We start from the raw sequence: 22602 nt of genomic DNA, 5'->3' as shown, positions 1-22602 counted from the left end.
GCAGCCGCGGCGTCGGGCCGGCCGGCGTCGCGCGTCGCCGCACGGCGGGTGCGGCCGGCGGGGCGCTCGCCGCCGCCGGCGCGCTTGGCCTGGATGGCGTCGACCAGGTCGCTCTTGCGCATCCGGGAGGTCCCGGTCACGCCGAGCTCGGCCGCCAGGGCCTGGAGCTCCGGCATGCGCATGGCGGACACGGCGCCACCACGGGCGGAGCCGCTGGAGGCGCTGCTCACGGCCGGCTCGATGGTGTCTGTCACGAAGGACCCTTCCCCCTCGTCGGGGACCACCGCCCACGGTCGGGGCGCGCGGTCCGCGTCCGGCCCCGTCTCGGGGTCGTCGCGTCGGTGAAGCCGCACGGGTCGCGCCGATCGCGTCGACTCGCGTGGGCTGGATCGCTCCCGGGCTCGGATCTCCTGAGCGACGCTGCACCGGAAAAAGGCTGAGCGGATGTCAGGACGAGGCCCGGGGAACGGCGCCCAGCATACCACCGGGCCGCCTCGATCAGGGCAGTCTCCGGGCCTCCCCGCCCGCGGTGTCGATCGCGAGCGGGACGATGCGCCAGCCGCCCATCACCCCGCCGAACACCTGCTGCAGCGCGTCGTCCGCGTCGGTGGCCCGGGTCCCGTCCCCGCCCGGCCCCCCGGTCGCGCGCGCGAGCACGAGCACCGTCGGTCCGGCGCCGGACACGACCGCCGCGACGCCCCGGGCGCGCAGCGCGTCCACGAGCGCCAGGCTCTCGGCCATGACCGGGCGGCGGTAGCCCTGGTGCAGCCGGTCCTCGGTCGCGGGCAGCAGCAGGTCCGGGCGGCGCCCCAGCGCCTCGACCAGCAGCGCGGCGCGACCCGCCTGGAACGCGGCGTCGCCGTGCGGCACCTGCGCGGGCAGGACGCCGCGGGCGTGCGAGGTCGACAGCCTGCTCGACGGCACCACCGCGACCGGCACGACGTCCGGGTGCACCGCGAGCCGGGCCGCGCGCACCGTGTCGGCGCCCTCGGACCAGGCCACCGTCGCGCCGCCGAGCAGCGCCGGCGCCGCGTTGTCGGGGTGCCCCTCGAGCTCGGTCGCCAGCCGCAGCACGACGTCGTCGTCCAGCGACTCCGGCTCGGCCACGAGCGCGCGGGCGGCGAGCAGGCCCGCGACCACGGCACCCGCCGACGACCCGAGGCCCCGGCCGTGCGGGATCCTGTTGCGGCAGGTCAGGTGCAGGCCGGTCTGCGGCGCGCCGACGTGGTCGAGCGCGTGCCGCAGCGCGCGGACGACGAGGTGGTCGTCGCCCGACGGCACCTCGTCGGCGCCCTCCCCCACGGCGTCGACCACGACGTCGGCAGAGCCGAGCGCGCGCACCTCGACCTCGTCGTGCAGCGCGAGCGCGAGGCCCAGCGCGTCGAACCCCGGTCCGAGGTTCGCGCTCGTCGCCGGGACGCGCACCCGCGCCCGGTCGGCACCCAGTCGCACGGCGGACCTCAGCCGAGGCCGAGCGCGGCGGCGATCTCCACCACGTCGGGGCGCACCCGGGTGGTCTCGACCTCCGTGCCGTCCGCGGTGCGCAGCGCCCACTGCGGGTCCTTGAGGCCGTGGCCCGTGACCGTCACGACGATCCGCGCGCCGGCGGGCACGCGGCCCTCCTGGGCGAGGCGCAGGATGCCGGCGACGCCCGCCGCCGAGGCGGGCTCGACGAACACGCCGACCTGCGCCGACAGCACCCGGTGCGCGTGCAGGATCTCGTCGTCCGTGACGGCCTCGATCAGCCCGCCGGACAGGTCGCGGGCCGCCTCGGCCTGCGTCCACGAGGCCGGGTTGCCGATCCGGATCGCGGTCGCGATCGTCTCGGGCTCGGTGATCGGGTAGCCGTGCACGATCGGCGCGGCCCCGGCGGCCTGGAAGCCCCACATCGCCGGGGTGTGCGTCGCGACCGGGTCGAGGTCCGCGCCGCCGTCCAGGCCCGCGTACTCGCGGAAGCCCTTCCAGTACGCGGTGATGTTGCCGGCGTTGCCGACGGGCAGCGCGTGGATGTCGGGCGCGTCGCCGAGCGCGTCGACGATCTCGAACGCGCCGGTCTTCTGGCCCTCGATGCGGTCCGGGTTCACGGAGTTGACCAGCTCGACCGGGTACGCCTCGGCGAGCTTGCGCGCCGCCACCAGGCAGTCGTCGAAGTTGCCGTCGACCTGCAGCAGCGTCGCGCCGTGGGCGACCGCCTGGCTCAGCTTGCCCATCGCGATCTTGCCGTCCGGGACGAGCACCGCGCAGACCATGCCGGCGGCGGTGGCGTACGCGGCGGCCGACGCGGAGGTGTTCCCGGTCGACGCGCACACGACGGCCTTGGCGCCGCGGCCCGCCGCGGCGGACATCGCGGTCGTCATCCCGCGGTCCTTGAACGAGCCCGTCGGGTTCATCCCCTCGACCTTGACGAACACCTCGGCCCCGGTCAGCGTCGACAGCGCGGGGGCCTCGACGAGCGGCGTGCCGCCCTCGCCCAGCGTGACGACGCGCTGCTGGACGTGCGCCGGCAGCCGGTCGGCGTACTCGCGGATCACGCCGCGCCACTGGTGTGCCATCAGGCTCCCTCGACTCGCAGGACGGACACGACCTCGCGCACGGAGGCGAGGTCGCGGATCGCGGCGACGGTGGCGGCCAGCGCGGCCTCCGGCGCCTCGTGCGTGGTGATGACCAGGCGGGCGACGCCCGGTGCGTCGTCGCCGGCCGCGGTGGCGTCGGCGGGCGCGGCGTCGGCGGGCGACTGCCGCACGGCCTCGATCGACACCCCGTGCTCGGCGAGGACCGCGGACACGTGCGCGAGCACGCCCGGCCGGTCGTCGACGTCGAGCCGCACCTGGTACCGCGTGCGCGCCGACTCGGCGGGCAGCACCGGCAGCGCGGCGTACCAGGACTCGGCGGGACCGCGCCCGCCGTGCACCCGGTGCCGGGCGGCGGACACGACGTCGCCGAGCACGGCGCTCGCCGTCGGGGCGCCGCCCGCGCCGCGGCCGTAGAACATGAGCTCGCCGGCGGCCTCCGCCTCGACGAACACCGCGTTGAAGGCGCCGCGCACACCCGCGAGCGGGTGGCCGAGCGGCACCAGCGCCGGGTGCACCCGCACCTGGACGCCCTCGGCGCCGTCCTCGGTCCTGCGCCGGTCCGCGATCGCCAGCAGCTTGATCACGTGCCCGGTGCGCGCGGCCCACGCCACGTCGTCGGCCGTGACCTGCATGATGCCCTGGCGGTCGACGTCGTCGATCGACACCCGGGTGTGGAACGCGAGCGAGGCGAGGATCGCGGCCTTCGCCGCGGCGTCGAAGCCCTCGACGTCCGCGGTCGGGTCGGCCTCGGCGTAGCCCAGCGCCTGGGCCTCGGCCACGGCGTCCGCCAGGTCGAGGCCCTCGGTCGCCATCCGGTCCAGCACGTAGTTGGTCGTGCCGTTCACGATGCCGAGCACGCGGTGCACCCGGTCGCCGGTGAGCGACTCGCGCACCGGCCGCACCAGCGGGATCGCGCCGGCGACCGCGGCCTCGAAGTACAGGTCCACGCCCGCGGCGTCGGCGGCCTGGTAGAGCGTCGGGCCGTCCTCGGCCAGCAGCGCCTTGTTGGCCGTGACCACCGCGGCGCCGTGCTCGATCGCGCGGAGCAGCAGCCCGCGGGCGGGCTCGATGCCGCCGACGACCTCCACCACGACGTCGGCCTTCGCGACCAGCCCCTCGGCGTCGGCCGTGAGCAGCGCACGGTCCACGACCGGGTCGCGCGGCGCCTCGACGTCGCGCACCGCCACCCCGACGAGCTCCAGCGGCGCACCGACCCGCGCGGCGAGGTCGGACGCCTGCGTCGTGAGCAGCCGGACGACCTCCGTGCCGACGACGCCGCAGCCGAGCAGCGCGACGCGCACCGCGGGGCGGGCGGCCGCGCCCGGGGCGGGCGAGGTGGGGCTGACGGACTCGTCGCGTGCGGTCACCGCGTGCACCTTCCGATCACGCCCGGTGCTCCGGGCCTGCTGGGGTGGGGGTCCGGCGCAGCGGCGCCCGACCGGACCACAGGATAGGGGCGCGCCCTCGGCGGGCGGCCGGGTATCCACACCGTGGGCGTGGCGGCCGCGACGGCTCGAGGTCGTCCGACCCGGTACCGCGCGTCAGTCGTCCGGCTCCGGGCGAGCCGCGAGCACCACGAGCCGCCGTTCCGTGCCGGCGAGGTGCTCGCGGACGACGTCCCGCGCGACGTCCGCATCGATCCAGAGGTACCCGTGCGCGATCCGGTTCCGCAGGGAACGGATGTGCGGCCACGCGCTGTCGCACGCGGCGTCGCGATCCGCGTCGGGCATCTTCCCGATGCAGTCGAGCGCGCTGGAGAGGTGGAGCGCGACGGCGTCGAGCGCCACCTCCTCGTCGAGCCCGTACTCGTCGACGTAGCGCCGGATCAGGGCGAGGTGCTCGAGCGCGTCGTCCGCCAGATCGGTCGTCGTCCGCCTCACAGCGCGATCGCCTCCACCGTGCGTGCGACCCGCGGCTTGAGCATCCGCGCGGGGACCAGGTCGACGGGTCGCCGCAGGAGGTCCGTGAGCTCGACCTCCAGGCGCGCGAGGTCGAGCAGGCTGACCCCCGGCTCCAGGTCGACGAGCAGGTCCACGTCCGACTCCGGCCCGTCCTCACCGCGCGCGACCGAGCCGAAGACCCGGACGTTCGACATCCCGTGCCGCCCCGCCGCCGCGACGATCGCGTCCCGCTGCCGGCCGAGCACCCGGTTCAGCACGGTCTCGGGCGGCGACCCGTCCGCCCGCTCCCCCGGCGGCGCCCCGCCGTGCCCGCTCGCCGTCGGCCCGCCGTGCCCGTCCCGCGGCGCCCCGTCGACCACCACCTCGCTCCTCGCCGGCACGACGTCCACCGTCGGCGGCACCGCGTCCACGCGCCGCAGCAGCCGCGCCACCTCCGGCTGGCTCCGCCCGAGCGCCGCCGCGATCCGCCGCTGGCTCCACCCGCGGTCCGCCGCCTGCCGGACCGCGAGCACGAGCCCGCGCGCCGCCTCGGCCCGCAGCCGGTCGGCTCGCGCCGCGGCCTCCCCGAGGTATGCGCCGAACGCCGCCTCGACCGCCGTCGCCGTCCCGTCCTGGTCCCCGTCGACCATCCTCATCACCTCCGATAGCAGACGCTATCGACGGCACGGAGCACTCAACCGGCGCCCGGCCACCTACCCAGCGCCGCCCGCGGGGACGGCGGTGACCGCGGGGACGGCGGTGACCGCGGGCACGGCTCAGCCCAGGTCGAGCGCCAGCAGGTCGTCCTCGGTCTCGCGGCGGACCAGCACCCGCGTCGCCCCGTCGCGCACCGCGACCACCGGCGGCCGAGGGACGTGGTTGTAGTTCGAGGCCATCGACCGCCCGTACGCCCCGGTCGCCGCGACCGCGAGCAGGTCGCCCGCCGCCACGTCGGCGGGCAGCTGCACCTCGTGCACGACGATGTCGCCGCTCTCGCAGTGCTTGCCGACCACCCGCGCGAGCACCGTCTCGGCGGCGCCCTCCCGCGACACGATCGCCGCGTGGTAGTGCGCGCCGTACAGGGCGGGGCGGATGTTGTCGCTCATCCCGCCGTCGACGGAGACGTACAGCCGGGACCGGCCCTCGTCGAGCGAGACGGGCTTCACGGTGCCCACGGTGTACAGCGTCAGCGTGGTGGGGCCGACGATCGCGCGCCCCGGCTCGAACGACAGCCGCGGCAGCGGCGTGCCGAGCGCGGCGCAGGTCGCGTCGACCGCCGCGGCGATCTCCTTCGCGATCCGATCGACGTCGAGCGGGACCTCGCCCGGGAGGTAGGCGATGCCGAACCCGCCGCCGAGGTCGACCTCCGGCACCAGGTACCCGGTGCGCGCGGCCAGGTCGGCGCGCAGCCCGAGCACCAACTGCGCCGCGACCGCGAACCCCGCGGGGTCGAGGATCTGCGAGCCGATGTGCGAGTGGATGCCGAGGAGCCGCAGCTCGGGGTGCCGCAGCACGAGCTGGAGGGCCGTCAGCGCCGGGCTGTCGCCGCCGTCGGCGGGCGTCGCGACCGACAGGCCGAACTTCTGGTCCTCGTGCGCGGTGGAGATGTACTCGTGCCCGCCCGCGTGCACGCCGGTGGTGACCCGGACCATCACGGGCGCCGGCGCGGCGCCGGCGCCGCGCGCGCGGACCGCCTCGGCCACCCGCTCGACCTCGCCGAGGGAGTCGACGATGATCCGGCCCACGCCCGCGTCGAGCGCCCGGGCGATCTCCACGTCCGACTTGTTGTTGCCGTGCAGGCCGAGGTCCGCGCCCGGCACGCCGGCCCGCAGCGCGACGGCGAGCTCGCCGCCCGTCGAGGTGTCGACCCGCAGCCCCTCCTCGTGCGCCCACCGCGCGACGGCGACGGACAGGAACGCCTTGCCCGCGTAGTAGACGTCGACGCCGGCGCCGACCTCCGCGAACGCGGCCTCGAACGCGGTCCGCAGCGCCCGGGCGCGCGCCCGGAAGTCGTCCTCGTCCAGCACGTACGCCGGCGTGCCCTGCTCCGCCGCGAGGTCGCGCAGGTCCACCCCCGCGACGCGCACGGCCCCGTCGGCGCCGCGACCCGCGGAGGCGGGCCAGGGCAGGCCGAGCGGGGCCGGCGCGGCGGTCGGGCCGCCGGTCACATGCGCTCCGGGGCGCTCACGCCGAGCATCGCCAGCCCGTTCGCGAGCACCTGGCGGGTCGCGTCGTTCAGCCACAGGCGGGTGCGGTGCACGTCGGACACTTCCTCGTCGCCGAACGGCAGGACGCGGCGCTGGTCGTACCACTTGTGGTACGCCCCGGCGAGCTCCTCCAGGTACCGGGCGACGCGGTGCGGCTCGCGCAGCTCGGCCGCCTGGGCGACGATCCGCGGCAGCTCGGCGATCTTGCCCAGCAGCGCCGACTCCGTCGGGTGGTCGAGCAGCGACGCGTCGAAGCCGTCCTCGCGGCGCACCCCGGCGTCGGCGGCGTTCCGGCCGACCGCGCAGGTGCGGGCGTGCGCGTACTGCACGTAGAACACCGGGTTCTCGTTCTTCGCGCTCGCGAGCAGGTCGAGGTCGAGGTCGATCGACGAGTCCGCGGACGACCGGGCGAGCGAGTACCGGGCGGCGTCGACGCCGACGGCGTCCACCAGGTCCTCGAGCGTGACGACGGTGCCCGCGCGCTTGCTCATGCGCATCGGCTGGCCGTCCTTGAGCAGGTTGACCATCTGCCCGATGAGGATCTCCAGGTTGACCCCGGGGGTGTCACCGAACGCGGCGCACATGGCCATCATCCGGCCGATGTACCCGTGGTGGTCCGCGCCGAGCATGATGATGACGCGGTCGAAGCCGCGCTCGCGCTTGTCCAGGTAGTACGCGAGGTCGCCCGCGATGTACGCGGCGTCCCCGTCGGACTTGATGATGACCCGGTCCTTGTCGTCGCCGAAGTCGGTGGTGCGCAGCCAGGTGGCGCCGTCCGCCTCGAAGATGTGGCCGTTCTCGCGCAGCCGGGCCACGGCGCGGTCGACGGCGCCGGTCTCGTGCAGCGTGTCCTCGTGGAAGTACACGTCGAAGTCGACGCCGAAGTCGTGCAGCGCCTGCTTGATCTCGCCGAACATGAGGTCGACGCCGCGCGCGCGGAACGCCTCCTGCGCCTCGGCGTCGGGCAGCGTGCGCGGGTCGGGCTCGCCGGCCGCGGCGGCCTGGGCGATCACCGCGTCGGCGATGTCGGCGATGTACTGGCCGCCGTAGCCGTCCTCCGGCGCCTCCTCGCCCTTCGCGCGGGCGAGCAGCGAGCGGGCGAACCGGTCGATCTGCGCGCCGTGGTCGTTGAAGTAGTACTCCCGGGCGACGCGCGCGCCGGACGCCTCCAGCACCCGCGCCAGGCTGTCGCCCACCGCGGCCCAGCGCACGCCGCCGATGTGGATCGGGCCCGTCGGGTTCGCGGAGACGAACTCGAGGTTGATCGACTCGCCGGCCAGCGTCTCGTTGCGGCCGTAGGCGGGGCCGGCCTCGACGACCGAGCGCGCGAGCTCGCCCGCGGCGGCCGCGTCCAGCGTGATGTTGAGGAAGCCGGGCCCGGCCACGTCGACCTTCGCGACGCCCGGGGCGTCCGCCAGCCGGCGCGCGAGCTCCTCGGCGAAGGTGCGCGGGTTGGTCCCGGCCTTCTTCGCGAGCTGCAGCGCGACGTTGGTCGCCCAGTCGCCGTGCTCGCGCTGCCGGGGTCGCTCCACGTGCACGGTGGCGGGCAGGTCGGCGGCGTCCAGGGCGAAGGTCCCGTCGGCGACGGCGCCCGCGAGGGCGGCGCGCAGGGACTCGGAGAGCTCAGCGGGGGTCACCGGACAAGCGTAGCGACGCGCCGGGGCTCCCCCGAACCGGTCAGGCGGGCGGCGCGGCGGGGTCCGCCGGGCCCGGGCCGGCCGGCCGCCGCGGCCCCCAGGTGTCCTCCAGCATCACCGGCCGGCACGCCACGGTCGCGGCGCCGAGCAGCACCACCAGCGTCCCGAGCAGGAACAGCAGCGCCGCGGTCCACGTGCCGGTCGCGTCGTACAGCGCACCGACCAGCAGCGGCCCGGTGCCGGCGATCGCGTACCCGACGCCCTGCGTGAACCCGGACAGCGAGGCCGCGCCCGCCGACGTCCGCGTGCGCAGGTTGATCAGCGCCAGCAGCACCGGGAACGCGCCCGGCCCGATCCCGCCGAGCAGCACCCACAGCCACACGGGCCCGCCCGGCGACACCAGCAGCCCGACGTACGACACGGCCCAGCAGGTCACGAACACGACGACCAGCCCGATCGGGTTCCGCATCCGGGACGCGGCGATCGGCGCGATCAGCGCCGGCGGCAGCCCGAGGATCGCGAACACCGACAGCCACACCCCGGCCGCGTGCGCCGACGTCCCGCCGTCCACCAGGATCTGCGGCAGCCACGCGAACATCACGTACGAGTCGAGCGAGTTCATCGCGAACGTGATCGCCATGCCCCACGCCAGCGGGCTGCGCCACACCCGGCCGCCCGACCGGTGCCGCGACGTCAGCGCGGGCGTCGTCGCGGGCGCCCGGCGCAGCAGGCCGGACAGGTGCGCCCGCGCGGCGGTGGACCGGACGATCACCACGACCCACGGCACCGCCGCCAGCACGCCGACGACCGCCCACACCGACAGCGCCGTCCGCCAGCCCAGCCGCTCCGCCACGGGGAGCGCCAGCAGCGCGGGCAGCGCCGTGCTGAACGACATCGTCACCGAGTAGATCGAGGTGACCACGCCGATCCGGTCCGGGAAGTACCGCTTCACCACCGGGGGCAGCAGCACGTTGCCCATGCCCATGCCGGCCAGCGCGATGACCGACCAGCCGAGGAACCCGACCGCCGACGTCGACGTGGACCGCACGACCTCGCCCGTCACCGACAGCAGCATCGCCGCGACCAGCAGCGGCTCCAGCCCGACCCGGCGCGCGAGCACCGGGGTGAGCGACCCGAACGCCGCGAACGACGCCACCGGGATCGTGCCCAGCAGGCCCGCCTCCGTCGGCGAGAGCGCGACGTCGGCGCGGACCAGGTCGAGGATCGGCGACACCGACGCGACGGCGATCCGCAGGTTCAGCGCGACCAGCACCACACCGAGCAGCACGACGCGGCGACCGCGCCAGGGCGCGACGGGACCGGCGGGCGGGGTGGTGGTCGACATGCGGCCTCGGTTCTGCACGGGAGACTGCGCGCGTCGGCGGGCGCTGGCGGACGGGTGCCCCGGTCGTGTTGAATCGCGGCACAACTGACCAGGGAGACTACTCCGCATGACGCGACGCACCGGACTCATCGACGCGACGGTGGCGCAGCTCCGGGCGCGCATCACCTCGGGCGACTGGCCGGTCGGCACCCGCATCCCGCCGGAGCCCGCGCTGGTCGAGCTGCTCGGCGTCGGTCGCAACACCGTCCGCGAGGCGGTCCAGTCGCTGGTGCACGCCGGGCTCGTCGAGCGGCGGCAGGGCTCGGGCACCTACGTGCTGTCCACCTCCGAGCTGGCCGTGAGCATGGGCCGGCAGATCGCCGACGCCCGGCAGCGGGACGTGATCGAGGTCCGGCGCAGCCTGGAGGTCGAGGCCGCCCGGCTCGCCGCCCGCCGCCGCACCACCGCCGACGTGGCGGCCATCACCCGCCTGCGCGACCAGCGCGCCGAGGCGTACCGGTCGGGCGCGCTCGACCGGATGGTCGCGGCCGACCTCGCGCTGCACCGCGCGATCGCCCGGGCGGCGCGGAACCCGGTGCTGCTGTCGCTCTACGAGAACCTCATCGACGCGATCACCGACAACATCCGGTTCAACTTCGCGCAGATCCTGCAGGACGGCGACAACCACGACGGGCTCGTCGAGGCGATCGCGGCGGGCGACGACGTGCGGGCCGTCGACGAGACCAGCGTCTACCTGTCGGGGCTGCTCGGGGAGGACTGAGAGCCTGGTAGTCTCGTGCACCGCGCCGCTGGTTCGCCGGTCGGCGTGCGGCGGTACCCCGCCCTCGTAGCTCAGTGGATAGAGCGTCTGCCTCCGGAGCAGAAGGTCGTAGGTTCGAATCCTATCGAGGGCACCAGCACGCAGGCCCGGCCCCGTCGAGGGACCGGGCCTGCGTCGTCCCCGGCGCCGGGCGTCCGGTCGGGCGGCGCGGCGCGTCAGCCGTCCGCCGGGAACCGGATCCCCGCGGCCAGCCGCGCCGCGGTCTGCACCCGGCTGACCGCCACGCTCCGGTCCAGCCAGGCGGACGCGGCGGCCCGGTCGTCCTCCTCGACGGCACGGACGAACGCGCGGAACTCCGTCGCGAGCCGGTCCCCCGCCAGGCCGTCGTCGACCGTCTCCACGGTCCCGTCGGCCAGCTCGAGGGTCACCGCCCCGACCAGGTTCGGCGACATCGACGTCGTGATCCGGCCCGCGGTGCCCTGGATCAGCCCGCCCTGCGGCCCGGCGGAGTCCTTCGCCTGCGTGCAGGTCGCGACGAACCCCGGGTAGCGCAGCACCAGCACGCCGCTGGTGTCGATGCCCCGCTCGACGTTCGCGGTGTAGGCAGCCCGCTCCGGCTCGTCGAACAGGCCCAGCACGAAGTGCAGGTTGTAGAGCCCGAGATCCATCAGGGCACCGCCGGACTGCTCCGGGTCGAACGCCGGCGGGACCTCCCGCGCCCGGAACGCGTCGTACCGCCGCGAGTACTGGCTGTACTGGCTCTGCACCAGCTTCACGTCGCCGATCCGCGGCAGCCACGCCCGCACCTGGGCGAACGCGGCCAGGTGGATCGTCGTGATCGCCTCGAACAGGAAGAGCCCGCGCTCCTCGGCCAGCCGGCGCAGGTCCAGCGCCTCGTCGACGGTGCTCGTCATCGGCTTCTCGACGACCACGTGCAGCCCGCGCTCCAGGCCCTCGCGGGCGTAGGCGACGTGCGCGGCGTTCGGCACGGCGACGTAGAGGGTGTCGATCCCGGCTGCGCAGAGCTCGTCCAGGCTGTCCGTCACGAGCGGCACGCCCGTGCGGGCGGCGAGCTCCCGCGCCCGGTCGAGCGACCGCGGGCGGGCGAGCACGCCCACCACCTCCAGGCCCGGGACTCGCGGCGCTGCCCGCTCCAGGAACTCCGCCACCATGGCACCTGCACCGACGACCCCGAGACGCATCACCCGGAGATCATCCCCCGGGCGAAGGGGCGGTCCGGACCGCCGCCCGGGTCAGCGCGGGGCGCGCGGGAGCGAGCGGGACGCCGGCTCGCTGAACTCCAGGGTGATCCGCAGGTGCCGCAGCTCCCGCTGGTCGAGCACCCGGCCCGCTCCCTCGTAGTGGATCGACTCGCCGTCGATGAGCTCCAGGCGCGCCATCGGGGCGTCGACCAGCAGCGTCTCCGTCGTCGCGTCCTCGACGCGCAGGCTCCCCCCGGTGCCCTCGATGCGGACCGTGTGGCCGCGCAGGTCGACCGCGCGCAGCAGGGCGCGGGTCGCGCCGTCGCGCAGCAGGATCCGGGTCGGTCGCAGCACAGGGGGTCCTTCCGGGGGCGGGGTCGGGTGCGCGGCGCTGCGCGAGGGGAAGCGCATGCCACCCAGATCGTACGATCGGCCGCCACCAGGGCACTTGTGAGGACTTTGGCGCCGGCTTGACCCGGCGTCACGGCCCGGCCGGTACCGTCGGCACGTGCCCCGCCGCCGCCCGCCGTCGATCCCGGGCCTCGTGGAGCACCGGGAGCCGCTCGCGCCGGGCGAGGCGCACGTCGACCCCGCCGACCCGCGCGGCCTGGCCCGCCGTGCGGGCGACGGCTCGGACTGGTTCTCCTGGCGCGCGGAGCTGTTCTCGTGGGTAGCCGCGGTGCTCGCGGTCGTCGAGGTCGTGGTCGCCGTCAGCGCGGCGTCCTGGCGCCCGCTCGGTGCGGCCGCTCTCCTCCTGCTGGCGGCGGCGGTCGCGCGGCGGACGCGCACGCGGTACGACCGCTCCCCGCGCGGGAGGCGCGACATGCTGCGGATGAGCGGCGGGCTGTTCGGCGCGCTGCTCGTCTTCCTCGCCGGCCTCCCGTTCCTCGCGCCCTGACCGGGCCCGCCCCGAGCGAGCCACCACCCCGCCGGGTGGCCAGGGCCGCCGTTCGGGTGAGGCGGGCCGGTTCGCCCTCCGGGCCGGCCTGACCCGCGGCACACTCACGCCCGGGGCGACGCCCCGCGCGTCCTGAAGGAGGGCCCGTGCCCGGTGCGACCGCTCCGCCCGTGCTGCGGCTGGCGTGGCAGCCCGACCGCGCCGAGCTCGCCGACGCGCTCCGCGTGCTGCTGCGGCTGCGCCGCCGCCGGCGAGCCGGTGCCCTCCTGCTCGGCGGCCTCGCCGTGGTGGCAGGGAGCTGGACCGCGTGGCAGCCCCTCCTCCCCTGGCTGGTGATCGTCGTCCTGCTGCTGGCGTTCGTGGTGCTGCCCGTGCACCGGCTCGCCGCGCGGTTGTCGTGGCGCAGCGATCCGCGCCTGCGCGCCGAGCACACCGCCGAGGTGGTGCCCGGCGAGGGCCTGAGCCTGACGATCGGCGACGTCGCCTCCGCGTACCGGTGGTCTGCGTTCTCCGGCGTCCTCGAGACCGACGCCCAGTACCTCCTCACCCTCTCCCGCGGTCGGCGCACCTCCGTGCTCCCGCTGCCGAAGCGAGCCACCGCGCCCGGAGAGGCGGACGCACTGCGCACCGTCCTCGCCGCCGCGCTCGGCGAGCCCGTCCGCGCGCGCTGACCCGGCCGCTCGCCTGGCCGGCGCGAGCCGCCCGTGGCACCGTGCCGAGGTGACCTCCTCCGCCGCGGCCACGCCCGCGACACCGCCGACCGCCGCGCGCGGCGCCGCCCCGGAGCCCGCGCGCGCGTCGTGGGACATCGGCTCGCCGGCGCGGCTGCTCGCCGCCGCCCTCGTGTGCGGCGCCGCCGTCCTGATCTTCGCCGTGCACGTCCGGCCGCTCGGGTACGTGCCCCTCGTGCTCGGCGTCGCCCTCGGCCTCGCCGTCGACCGGGCGCTCGGACGGGACCTGGCCCTGATCGGCACCGGCATGGCGATCGTCTCGGCCATCTCGCTGAAGGCGGACCTCTCCGACGCCGGCATGGCGCGGTTCACCGTCGCCCTGTCCCTCGCCGTCCTCGTGCCGTGGGCGCTCTCCCGGTACCTGTTCGGGCAGCGGACCATCCGGTTCCCCGTCGCCACGGGCCGGCGCTGGGCGCGCTGGCAGTGGGCGTACCTCGCCGCGGTCGTCGTGATCGGCTACCTCGTCCTGCCGTTCTACTTCATCGGCTCCGGGGCCTACCGGAACTGGCCGGACCTCGACGGCGGGCAGGACATCGCACGGCTGTTCGTGGGCGTCAACGCGGTCGGCATCTGGGACGAGCTCTTCTTCATCTGCACCGTCTTCGCCCTCCTGAGACGGCACCTCGGGCTGTGGACCGCCAACGTCCTGCAGTCGGTGGTCTTCGTGTCCTTCCTCTGGGAGCTCGGCTACCGCGAGTGGGGGCCGCTGCTCACCGTGCCGTTCGCCCTGGTGCAGGGGTGGATCTTCGCGCGCAGCACCTCCCTGCCCTACGTCGTCGCGGTGCACCTGCTGTTCGACCTCGTGGTGTTCGGCGTCCTCGTGCACGCGCACCACCCGGAGCTGCTCGACGTCTTCGTCACCGCGCCGGGCTGAGCCCGCGACAGCCGAGCGCGGGACGGGTCGAGCGCGGGACGGGCTCGACCCGCGCGCGTGTCGGTGGGCGCCGCTAGCGTCCTCGGCACAGCCGCGTCCAGGGCGAGGACCGCGGGTCGCACCCGACCTCCCGGAGCCCTCGTTGACCGCCGCACCGCCCTCAGCCACCCCCGCCCTCGTCACCGTCGTCGTCGAGGACGGCCGGCCACCGGTCATCGACATCGCCGGGTACGCCGACCTCGCCGAGCGGGTCCCCGCGACCGCGACCACGCCCGTCCACCTGTGCTCAGCCGCGAAGGCGGTCACCGCGGTCGGCGTCCTCCGCCTCGCTGCTCGCGGCGTGCTCGACCTCGACGCCGACGTGCGCGCGCTCGTCCCGCTCGACGTGCCCGGCCGGACCGGCCCGACCCTCCGGCAGCTGCTCCGGCACCGCGGCGGCGTCGTCGACCCGCCGGGCGCGTTCGAGCCGTCCGCCGGCCGTGTCCCGCCGACCGCGGACGTCCTCGCGGGGACCACCGCGGCGCACGTCGGCCCGGTCCGGGTCACGGCCGAGCCGGGTACCGGCTTCGCGTACTCCGATGCCGGTTACTGCGTCGTCGAGCGCGCCGTCGAGGTCGCTACGGGCGAGTCGTTCGCCGACGTCCTGCACCGCGAGGTGGCCGCCCCGCTCGGGCTCTCGTCGACCGGCTTCTGGGCCGGGGAGGCGGCGGCCGAGGTCACCGGTCCGCGCGCGGCCGTCGTCGCCCGCCTCGTCGGGTCGGCCGCGGCGGGCCACCACGCCGACGGCCGCGGGGTCGCCGGCACACGGGCGCACTACGCCGGCCTCGCCGCCTCGGGCCTGTGGGCCTCGGCTGCGGACCTGGCCGTCCTGCTCGACGACGTCGGCCGAGCCCTCGACGGCCGGGGCGGGGTCCTGCTCGACGCCGACCAGGGGGCCGCGCTCGCCCGCGACCCGGGCGGCCTGGGCGTCGGGCTCGGCGTCTTCCCGTTCGGGGCACCCGGGCGCCCGTGCGTCATGACCCAGGGGTGGGGTGTCGGGTTCCAGTGCCAGCTCCGCTGGTACCCGGCGGCGGGCGGCGCGGTGGCGGTCGTGGTCGCGGCCGATCCCGGGGTGGGGCAGGACGCGTCCGTCGTGGGGATGACGGTCGCCACGGTGGCGGACGGCCGCGGGTGGCGGTAACCCCGGCAGCCCGGCCGCGGCCCGGTCGACCGACCCCCGACCGCGGCCCGGTCGGCTGACCCCGCGACCGCGGCCCGGTCGACTGGTCCCGCGACTTGCGGCCCGGTCGACTGGTCCCGCGACTGCGGCCCGAACGGCTGCTCCCCGAGGGGCCGGACGGACCGGGGCGACGGGCGACTAGACCAGCGCCGGCCGACGGACCGGCGCCAATGCTCCGGTGCCCGCGTGCCGGTGCCGCCAGCCCCCGGCCGCGTGGAGCACGTCGAGCGCGAGCGGCACCGACGCGGCCCGGGCGCTGCGCGGAGCCGACCTCCGCCCCGGACCCGGAGCAACACCGTCGACCTCCCACGGGGCGCTTCCGGCGTTGCCCGACGCCCCGGCGAGCGCCTCGAGGTCCTCGTGCGTCCAGTGCACCCCGAGCGGCCCCTCGCCCGGGCGGTCCGACGGCACGAACAGCAGCGCCGCGTCGCCGCGCGGGTCCGGCGCCGGGGGCAGGGCCACGAGCAGGTGCCGCGTCACCAGGTCGACGAGCGGGAGTGCCCCTCCTACGAACCGGTCCGCCAACCGCGGTCGGTCGGCCGCCAGCCACAGCGCGGGTCCGCGCAGGCGCCGAACCAGGCGCAGCCCGTCTCTGTCCCCCACAACGACGTCGGGGCGGGCCGCAGCGTGCGCGGACACGACCTCGGCATCAGGCAGGTCGGGACTGGCCGCGACCACGACCGCACCGAGCCGGAGGCAGGCCGCGACCGTCGCCGACCGCGCGGGGCCCGGCCCGAGCACCAGCGACACCCGGTGGTTCGCCCGCACCCCCGCGGAGTGCAGGGCCGAGGCGAGTCGGATCGCACGGTCGGCACGCACGCTCCCGCCGGAGGCGGCGCTCCGACGGGTGGTGACGCCCCGGTCGGCGCCGACGTCCCGGTCGGTGGTCACGCCCCGGTCCCTGGAGGTCGCGGACCCGGACCGACGTTCGGGAGCCGCATCGAGGGTGCGGTCCGCGGGATCGAGACCGGTCACGGTGCCTCCTCGAACGCTCAGCCGGCAGGTCCGGCGACGTGCTCCCACCGTCCCCCGCCCGGGCACCTCGCGTCGTCATCCCCCGGGAGGGATCGCGCCTACGTCCGCCGCGGTAGCTCCACGACCGCAGGAGGACGAACGCGCCCGGGAGATCGGCCGGACGACCGACCCCGAGGTGTCCGCGGGCCGTCGGCAGGTGGCGGGCACGGGGGGACCTCGGACGCGCAGGGGATCGCCTGCGGCACCGACTCCCCCGGACCGAGGCGGTCAGCGGGTGCTGGCGCGGATCGGCCGGTGCTGTCGGGAACGGAGTGTGGCGCGAGGCGCGAGGCGGACAGCCGCGTCACGGACCGGACGAGCCGTTCGTCGCTCAGAAGGGAGGTGGTGCGTCGTACGGGTCGGCCGTGGCGTGGTGGGTCTGCCCGGTTCCCGGGCGCGTCAGGTAGCGGTGGCCGGTGGGGGTGATCCACTCGAACAGGCCGGGTTCGATCTGCCGGAGCCGGAAGCCTCCGTCGGTCTTGAGGCGGTGGTGCCGGTGGCAGACCGGTCCGAGGTTGTCGGCGTCGGTGCCGCCCACGGGCGCGTCGGGGTCACCGCCCGGCAGAGGGTGGAACTCCTGGGTGTGGTCCAGCTCGCACGCGCAGGCCGGGACTCTGCAGCCGGGTGCGGCGCAGGTCTTGTCCCGGACGCGGATGAGTTCTGCGAGGGCGGTGGGTGGTCGGTAGCGTTCGCGTCCGACGTCCAGGACCCGGTCGGTGAGGGGGTCGGTGATGACGCGCTGCCAGACCCCGCCGATCGCCAGCGCCCGTGCCTGCACGGCGTCGATGGGGCCGTGCCCGTCGAGGTGGGCGGGCTGGTCGTCCAGCCCGAGCAGGGTGGATGCGGGGATCGTGATCCGGACCTCGGCGCCCGGACGGCCCGAGCAGCGGGTGCAGCCGCGACGCGCGGGCGCGGGCACGGGCGCGACCCTCGCGGCCTGCGAACCGGTGTCGATCACGCCGGGCTCCGGGTGCGTGGCGGCGTCGTCGAGCGGGGTGAGCGTCGCGACCGGGATCGGCTCGACCGGGCGGGTGAGCACCACCCCGTCCCGGTCGGTGAAGGTCGCCCCGTTCCACGACCGTCGCGGCTCCGGCGGCACGGGCAGCCCCGGGGCCAGGTGAACCTCGAACGCCGGGCCGTCGGACTCCGGCACGTCCCCGACGACCAGGTCCCGGAGGCCGTCGGCCCGCAGCTGGTCCAGGGTGCGGTCGTCACCGAGGGCCTTGGCAGTCTTGGCGGCGTGGGTCAGGACCCCGTCGACCCGCAGTGCGTCTGCCGCGTCCAGCACCAGCCACATCGAGGCCATGCCGTCCGGCTGGGGGCGGGGGTGGGAGACCTTGCGGGTGCACCGGGCGCGCTCACGGCGGGCGCCGGCGCCCTCGGGGTCGACCAGGCGGATCTCCCGCTCGACGCGCTGCCGCAGTTCGGCGACGGAGCACTGGTCGGCCTCGGGCAGGACCGCGTCCTCGACGGCGTGCGCGACCTGGAAGGACAGGTCCGCCAACTCTGCGGTCAGGACCTGGGCCTTGCCCGCGTCGAGGTGACCGACTTCCAACGCTTCCCGGGTCGCGCCGAGCATCCCGTCGAGCACCAGGGCCCGGTGCACCGTCTTGGTCGCCGTGACCCGCGGCCACCCCAGCCGCATCGCGAGCTCGTCGCCGGCCACGCACGCCTGCGTGGGCGGGGCACCGGCCAGCGGCGACCACTCCGGGCTCATCTCCTCCCGGGAGGCGAGCTCGGCGATCAGGCCGAGGGTGCGGGCGTGCTGGTAGGACTCGATCCGGGTCTGCGCGGCGATCACCTCGACCAGGACCGCCGAGGGCAGCACGTCCGGGTCCAGGCCCCGCAGCCAGGCGTCCAGCTCGGGCCCGGGCGGGCACGCCGCGATCGCCTCGATCTGCCGCTGCTCACCCGTCCGCGGCGCCCCACCCGCGGCGACGACGGGGTCCGGGCCGAAGTCCGTCAGGCACGTCCCGTCGGGCCCGTAGACCGGCAGCACCGGGGCGGCGACCGGGTCGCCGTCGGGGTGTTCCTGCAGGTCAGATGCCATGGCACGACACTACCGACGACCACCGACACGACCCGGCGACCGGACCGCGCCCTGGGGACGACGCACGGTCACCACACCTGTGGACGACTCGACGCCCGCACGACGACCACGCCCGAGCACGCCCGAGCACGCCGCCACAGCACCGAGCGGTCCGCCGCGCGCCTCCCCGCCGACCGACCACCGACCCGCCCGCCCCGGTCGCGCCCCCGAGCGCCCCGTCCGAGACTGACGGAGGCGGGCCGCCCCGCGACCCGCCGGCACCACCCGAGCGACGAGAGGACCGCGTCATGGGCCTGGACGACATCACCGAGAAGGCGAGCGACGCCGGCATCGAGAAGGCCGGGGACACCGCCGCGAAGAAGTCGGGCGGCGGGAACGCCGACAAGATCGACGACCTCGAGAAGAAGGCCGACGACAAGATCGGCAAGTAGGCCGCACGCGACGACGCCCGCACCTCCCCCCGGGGGTGCGGGCGTCGTCCTGCGTGGCGCGAGCCACGGCCTCGCGGGCGGTGCCGGGCCCTCCTCCCGGCTGCCGCCCGCGGCGGGTCAGCGGCGCACGCGCTGGCGTGCGTCCCGGGCGCGGGTGACCAGGTCGCCCAGGCCGACGACGACGATCACGGCCACGAGGCCCGCGACGACGATCCACACCTGCGGCGACATGACGTTGCTCCTCGTTCCGGCTCTCGACGTGCTGACGGGTTCCATCCTGGCAAGCCGACCCCGCCCGGCGGATCGGCCCTGCGCCGTATCTTCGGGTCCGACGTCGGGCGTACGGGGTCCCCCTCGGGGCGCACGGCCTCCTCCTCGCGGCGGAGGCCGACCCCCGGTCCCGCTCGGGGTCGGACCCCGAGACCCGCGACCGCGCCCGGCGGTCAGAGCACGACCGCGGGCGGCTCCGCGACGGAGTAGTTGTGCCGGAACACGTCCTCCGGGTCGTACCGGCGCTTGAGCCCGCGCAGCCGCTCCAGGGTGGCCCCCGGGTAGACGCCCGAGAGCCGCTCGGGACGGGGATCGGTCTCGAAGGACAGGTAGGCGCCGTCGAAGTGGTGCGCCATCGCGTCCCAGATCGCGTCGATCCGCCGCCGGCTGCTGCCCATCGCGACGATGCTGAAGTTCGCCGACCGGTGGGCGTAGGCGGTGGCGTCGGCGGGCACGTCGTGCACGGCTCCCCCGGCGGCCCGGATCTGGAAGAACGGCGTGGCCCCGCTGCGGACCAGCCGGGCGGCGTCGGCGGCGAGCTCCGGGGTGAGGTGCTCGGCCATGCCCGACCGCGTGACCGGCTCGCCGTCGGACGTGTGCCGCTGCGGGACGGAGACGACGGCCGGGTACGGCACGACCTGCACCTGCTGCTGGAGCAGGGGCGCGATCCGGGCGAACGGGTTGAGCCGCTCGATGATCGTGTCCGGGTCGTCGGAGTCGACCATCGCCATGACCTGCGCGGCGACGACCCCGCCGCGCGGCGGTCCCATGATGAGGAACGCCGTGGTGTCGCGCGGGGCTGCCTCCAGGGTGGCGCCGTAGTCGACGAGGAACTGCTCGGTGTCGGAGGCGTCGAAGACGAGCTGGGCGAAGCCCACGTCCCCGACCTCGTCGACCTCGAACTCGAAGGACGTGACGACGCCGAGATTCGCCCCGGCGCCGCGGACGCCCCAGAACAGGTCGGGGTTCTCGTCGTCGCTCGCCCGGACGACGGATCCGTCGGCGAGGACGACCTCGGCGGCGCGCAGGTGGTCGAGGGTCAGGCCGTGCTCCCGCACCAGGAAGCCGATGCCCCCCGCGGTGGCGAGGCCGCCGACGCCGACGCCGCCGTAGTCGCCGGAGGTGAGAGCCCAGCCGTACGGGTGCAGGGCGGCGGCGACCTCGCCCCAGCGCGCACCGGGCTGGACGCGGACGCGCCGGGCGGCGACGTCGAGAACCTCGATCGCGTGCATCCGGGACAGGTCGAGCACGATCCCGCCCTCGTTCGTGGACCGGCCGCTGATGCCGTGCCCGCCGCTGCGGATCGCGAGGGGGACGTCCTGCGCGCGGGCGTAGGCCAGGGCCTCGACCACCTCGGCGGTCGTCCCCGGCCGCAGCACGAGCCCGGGCCGGCCGCCGCGCATGTAGGTGGACCGGACGGCGGCGTACCCGGCGTCGCCGGGCTCGACGGCGGTGCCGACGAGCGCGGCGGGCACGGCGTCGTAGTCGATGCCCGGCGCCCGGGCGGCGCGCACGGCGGCGCTCCGGAGGGTCCCGACCCGGGTGCCCCGGGCGGTGCGGGCGGCGGCGACGCGGTCGCGCACGGTGCCCGCCACCTCGGCGAACGCCGCGAGCGCGGGCTCGTCGGCGACGGCGAGCACGAGCGTCCCCACGCCGGCGTCGAGCACGAGGGCGGCGAGGGCGTCCGCGACGCCCGCGCCCGGCACACCCGCGCCGCCCGCCACACCCCCGCCCGGCACGGACCCGTCGGCACCGGCCCCGAACCCGAGCGACCCGGCGTCGAGCACGAGGCCCCGCCGCACCTCGCGCGGGTCCCGGCCCGCGGCCGCGAGCGCCGCGTCGAGGGCGGCCTGCTCGCTGAGGACGGTGTCGAGGTGCGACCCGGCGCCGGCCGGCACCGGCAGCCACCAGCCGTCGGCGACGCGCGCGGCGAGCGTCCGCGCCCCGTCGGCGACCTCCGCCGGCCCGGCACCCAGCCACAGGGCCAGGTTGTGCGCCGGCGCGGGACCGCGCTGCGCCCCGGCGACCCGGTGGTGCCGCCCCTCGTGCACGAGCGGCCCGGGCTCGGCGGCGGCCCACATGCCCCGCAGGACGTCGACGCCCTCCGCGAGCGCGTCGAGCGCGTCGTCGGGGTCCGCACCGTCCGCCCCGGGCGCGAGCCCGGGCGTGACGCGTCCGCCCGCCAGGTGGTCGAGGCTCGCCACGGCGCGCGCGAGCACGGCCGGGGGCCGGCCGTCGAGCCGCAGGCCGCGGGTCGCCACGTCGACGCGCTCGGTGGCGCCCGCGACGGACGCGAGCACAGTCCACGCGTCGAGCGCGTCGTCGAGCGCATCGCCCTCCGGCGCACCCGCACCGTCCGGCACGACCACCAGGTCCAGCCCCAGCTCCTCCGCGCGCCGCGCGAGCCGCCCCGGGGCACCGGGGTCGGCCGCGGACGGGGCGAGCTCGACGCCGAGCTGCAGCGGGTGCCCGAGGTCGGCGCCGCTCACGCCTGCTCCCCCGCCCCGACGGCCGCCGCGGGCGCCCCACCGGCGGACCCGCCGCGCTCGGCGGCGACGAGCTCGCGCACGGCCGGCGCGATCTCCTGGCCGAGGACGGTGAGCAGCGTCGGGTCGTCGCCGGTGGCGATGAAGGCGCTCGTGCCGTGCTCCAGGGCGAGCAGGGCGAGCTGCTCGACCCACTGCTCCGGCGGCCCGGAGAGCAGGTCGGCGCTGCGGCGGTCGGTGAGCCGCCCGCCGACGTTGAGCAGCCGGCGTACCGCACGCGGGTCGCGGCCCGCCGCGTGCGCGGCGTCGTCGATGCGCGCGTTCGCCTCGTCGAGGTCCTGGAGGCTGCTGAGGTAGCCGAGGGACGGGAGCCAGCCGTCGGCGTGCTCCCCGGTGAGCCGGAGCATCCGCGGCTTGTAGGCGCCGACCCAGATGCCGACCGGGTGGGCGGGTGCGGGGCCGCGCTTGGCGCCCGCCAGCGGCCAGTGGTCGCCCGGCAGGTCCACGCGGGCGCGGTCGCTCGTGTCCCAGAGGGCGCGGATGACGGCGATGGCCTCGCGCAGGGCGTCGACCCCCTGACCCGGCGTGAGCCGGCGCCCGCCCATGGCCTCGATCGCGTCCCAGAAGGCGCCGGAGCCGAGCCCGAGCTCGACGCGGCCGCCGGACAGCAGGTCCAGGCTGGCGACGGAGCGGGCGAGCACGGCGGGCGGCCGCAGCGGCAGGTTCGCGACGTTCGGCGCCAGGGTGATCCGCTCCGTGCGCGCCGCGACGTAGGACAGCAGGGTCCAGGTGTCGAGGAAGGACGGCTGGTACGGGTGGTCCTGGAAGGTGGCGAGGTCCAGGCCCGCCTGCTCGGAGAGCTGCGCGAGCCCGACGACGCGCTCGGGCGCCGCGTTGCTCGGCGTGATGAACGACCCGAAGAGCAGGTCGTGGCCGTAGTCCGTCATGTCCGCCTCGTCTCGATCCGCTGAGCCATCCGTCGGCGCGCACGATCGTATGTCGTGCAGATGATTGGCTCAACCACG

General features: G+C 76.4%; 21 protein-coding genes and 1 tRNA gene. 7 read left to right on the top strand and 15 right to left on the bottom strand.

Annotated elements, in window-relative coordinates; all coding sequences use genetic code 11:
• From AC3WUG_RS13755 to AC3WUG_RS13715, 9 genes are all read right to left on the bottom strand, one after another.
• The coding region (locus AC3WUG_RS13755; RefSeq protein ID WP_492328187.1) for a Rho termination factor N-terminal domain-containing protein at positions 1 to 254 on the bottom strand (254 nt) is incomplete at its 3' end.
• A 244-nt stretch (positions 255 to 498) separates the two neighbouring features.
• The gene (gene thrB / locus AC3WUG_RS13750) at positions 499 to 1452 is read right to left on the bottom strand and encodes a homoserine kinase (RefSeq protein WP_492328186.1); all 954 of its coding nucleotides are present in this window, start codon (positions 1450 to 1452) and stop codon (positions 499 to 501) included.
• 8 nt (positions 1453 to 1460) lie between these two features.
• Positions 1461 to 2552 carry a threonine synthase gene (gene thrC / locus AC3WUG_RS13745; RefSeq protein WP_492328185.1) on the bottom strand — a complete coding sequence of 364 codons (1092 nt, stop codon included), beginning with the start codon at positions 2550 to 2552 and terminating at the stop codon, positions 1461 to 1463.
• Positions 2552 to 3874 carry a homoserine dehydrogenase gene (locus AC3WUG_RS13740; RefSeq protein ID WP_492328189.1) on the bottom strand — a complete coding sequence of 441 codons (1323 nt, stop codon included), beginning with the start codon at positions 3872 to 3874 and terminating at the stop codon, positions 2552 to 2554. The genes thrC and AC3WUG_RS13740 overlap by 1 nt, the downstream gene beginning before the upstream one ends.
• Before the next feature lie 240 nt (positions 3875 to 4114).
• Entirely contained in the window at positions 4115 to 4453 is a 339-nt protein-coding gene (locus AC3WUG_RS13735; protein ID WP_492328184.1) for a HepT-like ribonuclease domain-containing protein, read from the bottom strand.
• On the bottom strand, positions 4450 to 5103 hold the full coding sequence (locus AC3WUG_RS13730) for a nucleotidyltransferase family protein (RefSeq protein ID WP_492328183.1): 654 nt from the start codon (positions 5101 to 5103) through the stop codon (positions 4450 to 4452). The genes AC3WUG_RS13735 and AC3WUG_RS13730 overlap by 4 nt, the downstream gene beginning before the upstream one ends.
• Positions 5104 to 5229: 126 nt before the next feature.
• Positions 5230 to 6621, bottom strand: a complete 1392-nt coding sequence (gene lysA / locus AC3WUG_RS13725) for a diaminopimelate decarboxylase (protein ID WP_492328182.1) — start codon at positions 6619 to 6621, stop codon at positions 5230 to 5232.
• Positions 6618 to 8297, bottom strand: a complete 1680-nt coding sequence (gene argS / locus AC3WUG_RS13720; protein WP_492328181.1) for an arginine--tRNA ligase — start codon at positions 8295 to 8297, stop codon at positions 6618 to 6620. Before argS ends, lysA begins: the two co-directional genes overlap by 4 nt.
• Positions 8298 to 8337: 40 nt before the next feature.
• Positions 8338 to 9642: an MFS transporter gene (locus AC3WUG_RS13715; RefSeq protein WP_492328180.1), complete on the bottom strand. Its 1305-nt coding sequence runs from the start codon at positions 9640 to 9642 to the stop codon at positions 8338 to 8340.
• A 106-nt stretch (positions 9643 to 9748) separates the two neighbouring features.
• Between AC3WUG_RS13715 and AC3WUG_RS13710 the strand changes: the two genes are divergently transcribed.
• On the top strand, positions 9749 to 10402 hold the full coding sequence (locus AC3WUG_RS13710) for a FadR/GntR family transcriptional regulator (RefSeq protein ID WP_147795938.1): 654 nt from the start codon (positions 9749 to 9751) through the stop codon (positions 10400 to 10402).
• 60 nt (positions 10403 to 10462) lie between these two features.
• Positions 10463 to 10538 (top strand) — tRNA-Arg (locus tag AC3WUG_RS13705).
• 79 nt (positions 10539 to 10617) lie between these two features.
• Here AC3WUG_RS13705 and AC3WUG_RS13700 read toward each other — a convergent pair.
• Together AC3WUG_RS13700 and AC3WUG_RS13695 are read right to left on the bottom strand one after the other, a co-directional pair.
• Positions 10618 to 11604: a Gfo/Idh/MocA family protein gene (locus AC3WUG_RS13700; RefSeq protein WP_492328188.1), complete on the bottom strand. Its 987-nt coding sequence runs from the start codon at positions 11602 to 11604 to the stop codon at positions 10618 to 10620.
• 51 nt (positions 11605 to 11655) lie between these two features.
• A complete protein-coding gene (locus AC3WUG_RS13695) occupies positions 11656 to 11958 on the bottom strand; it encodes a hypothetical protein (RefSeq protein ID WP_492328179.1) in 303 nt (100 codons plus the stop codon).
• A gap of 154 nt (positions 11959 to 12112) precedes the next feature.
• On the opposite strand from AC3WUG_RS13695, the gene AC3WUG_RS13690 reads away from it, so the two are divergent.
• From AC3WUG_RS13690 to AC3WUG_RS13675, 4 genes are all read left to right on the top strand, one after another.
• Positions 12113 to 12502 (top strand): hypothetical protein, encoded by a 390-nt coding sequence (locus tag AC3WUG_RS13690; RefSeq protein WP_492328178.1) that lies wholly within the window; start codon positions 12113 to 12115, stop codon positions 12500 to 12502.
• Between the two features lie 146 nt (positions 12503 to 12648).
• Entirely contained in the window at positions 12649 to 13173 is a 525-nt protein-coding gene (locus AC3WUG_RS13685; RefSeq protein ID WP_492328177.1) for a YcxB family protein, read from the top strand.
• Positions 13174 to 13222: 49 nt separating this feature from the next.
• Complete coding sequence (locus AC3WUG_RS13680; RefSeq protein WP_492328176.1) at positions 13223 to 14107, top strand: CPBP family glutamic-type intramembrane protease; 885 nt, start codon at positions 13223 to 13225, stop codon at positions 14105 to 14107.
• A 142-nt stretch (positions 14108 to 14249) separates the two neighbouring features.
• Entirely contained in the window at positions 14250 to 15287 is a 1038-nt protein-coding gene (locus tag AC3WUG_RS13675; RefSeq protein WP_492328175.1) for a serine hydrolase domain-containing protein, read from the top strand.
• 177 nt (positions 15288 to 15464) lie between these two features.
• Here the strand turns inward: AC3WUG_RS13675 and AC3WUG_RS13670 are convergent, their stop codons facing one another.
• On the bottom strand, positions 15465 to 16217 hold the full coding sequence (locus tag AC3WUG_RS13670; protein WP_492328174.1) for an AMP-binding protein: 753 nt from the start codon (positions 16215 to 16217) through the stop codon (positions 15465 to 15467).
• A 454-nt stretch (positions 16218 to 16671) separates the two neighbouring features.
• Positions 16672 to 18390, bottom strand: coding sequence for an HNH endonuclease signature motif containing protein (locus AC3WUG_RS13665; protein WP_492328173.1), 1719 nt, complete (start codon positions 18388 to 18390; stop codon positions 16672 to 16674).
• A gap of 287 nt (positions 18391 to 18677) precedes the next feature.
• On the opposite strand from AC3WUG_RS13665, the gene AC3WUG_RS13660 reads away from it, so the two are divergent.
• Positions 18678 to 18821, top strand: a complete 144-nt coding sequence (locus AC3WUG_RS13660) for a hypothetical protein (protein WP_166938335.1) — start codon at positions 18678 to 18680, stop codon at positions 18819 to 18821.
• Positions 18822 to 19264: 443 nt separating this feature from the next.
• On the opposite strand, the gene AC3WUG_RS13655 is transcribed toward AC3WUG_RS13660, so the two are convergent.
• Together AC3WUG_RS13655 and AC3WUG_RS13650 are read right to left on the bottom strand one after the other, a co-directional pair.
• Complete coding sequence (locus AC3WUG_RS13655; protein WP_492328172.1) at positions 19265 to 21580, bottom strand: LLM class flavin-dependent oxidoreductase; 2316 nt, start codon at positions 21578 to 21580, stop codon at positions 19265 to 19267.
• Entirely contained in the window at positions 21577 to 22524 is a 948-nt protein-coding gene (locus AC3WUG_RS13650) for an LLM class flavin-dependent oxidoreductase (protein WP_492328171.1), read from the bottom strand. Before AC3WUG_RS13650 ends, AC3WUG_RS13655 begins: the two co-directional genes overlap by 4 nt.
• Positions 22525 to 22602: the final 78 nt, after the last annotated feature.

The sequence above is a fragment of the Cellulomonas sp. EB106-03-03-XG116 genome (assembly GCF_058792015.1).
The sequence above is the reverse complement of the archived record's forward strand: the minus strand, read 5'-3'. Positions and strand labels throughout refer to the sequence as shown.

Bases quoted from the DNA above. Each gene is read 5' to 3' on its own strand.
- thrC (WP_492328185.1), bottom strand. From the start codon at position 2,552: ATGGCACACCAGTGGCGCGGCGTGATCCGCGAGTACGCCGACCGGCTG.
- AC3WUG_RS13730 (WP_492328183.1), bottom strand. From the start codon at position 5,103: ATGGTCGACGGGGACCAGGACGGGACGGCGACGGCGGTCGAGGCGGCG.
- AC3WUG_RS13715 (WP_492328180.1), bottom strand. From the start codon at position 9,642: ATGTCGACCACCACCCCGCCCGCCGGTCCCGTCGCGCCCTGGCGCGGT.
- AC3WUG_RS13710 (WP_147795938.1), top strand. From the start codon at position 9,749: ATGACGCGACGCACCGGACTCATCGACGCGACGGTGGCGCAGCTCCGG.
- AC3WUG_RS13700 (WP_492328188.1), bottom strand. From the start codon at position 11,604: ATGCGTCTCGGGGTCGTCGGTGCAGGTGCCATGGTGGCGGAGTTCCTG.
- AC3WUG_RS13665 (WP_492328173.1), bottom strand. From the start codon at position 18,390: ATGGCATCTGACCTGCAGGAACACCCCGACGGCGACCCGGTCGCCGCC.
- AC3WUG_RS13660 (WP_166938335.1), top strand. From the start codon at position 18,678: ATGGGCCTGGACGACATCACCGAGAAGGCGAGCGACGCCGGCATCGAG.
- AC3WUG_RS13650 (WP_492328171.1), bottom strand. From the start codon at position 22,524: ATGACGGACTACGGCCACGACCTGCTCTTCGGGTCGTTCATCACGCCG.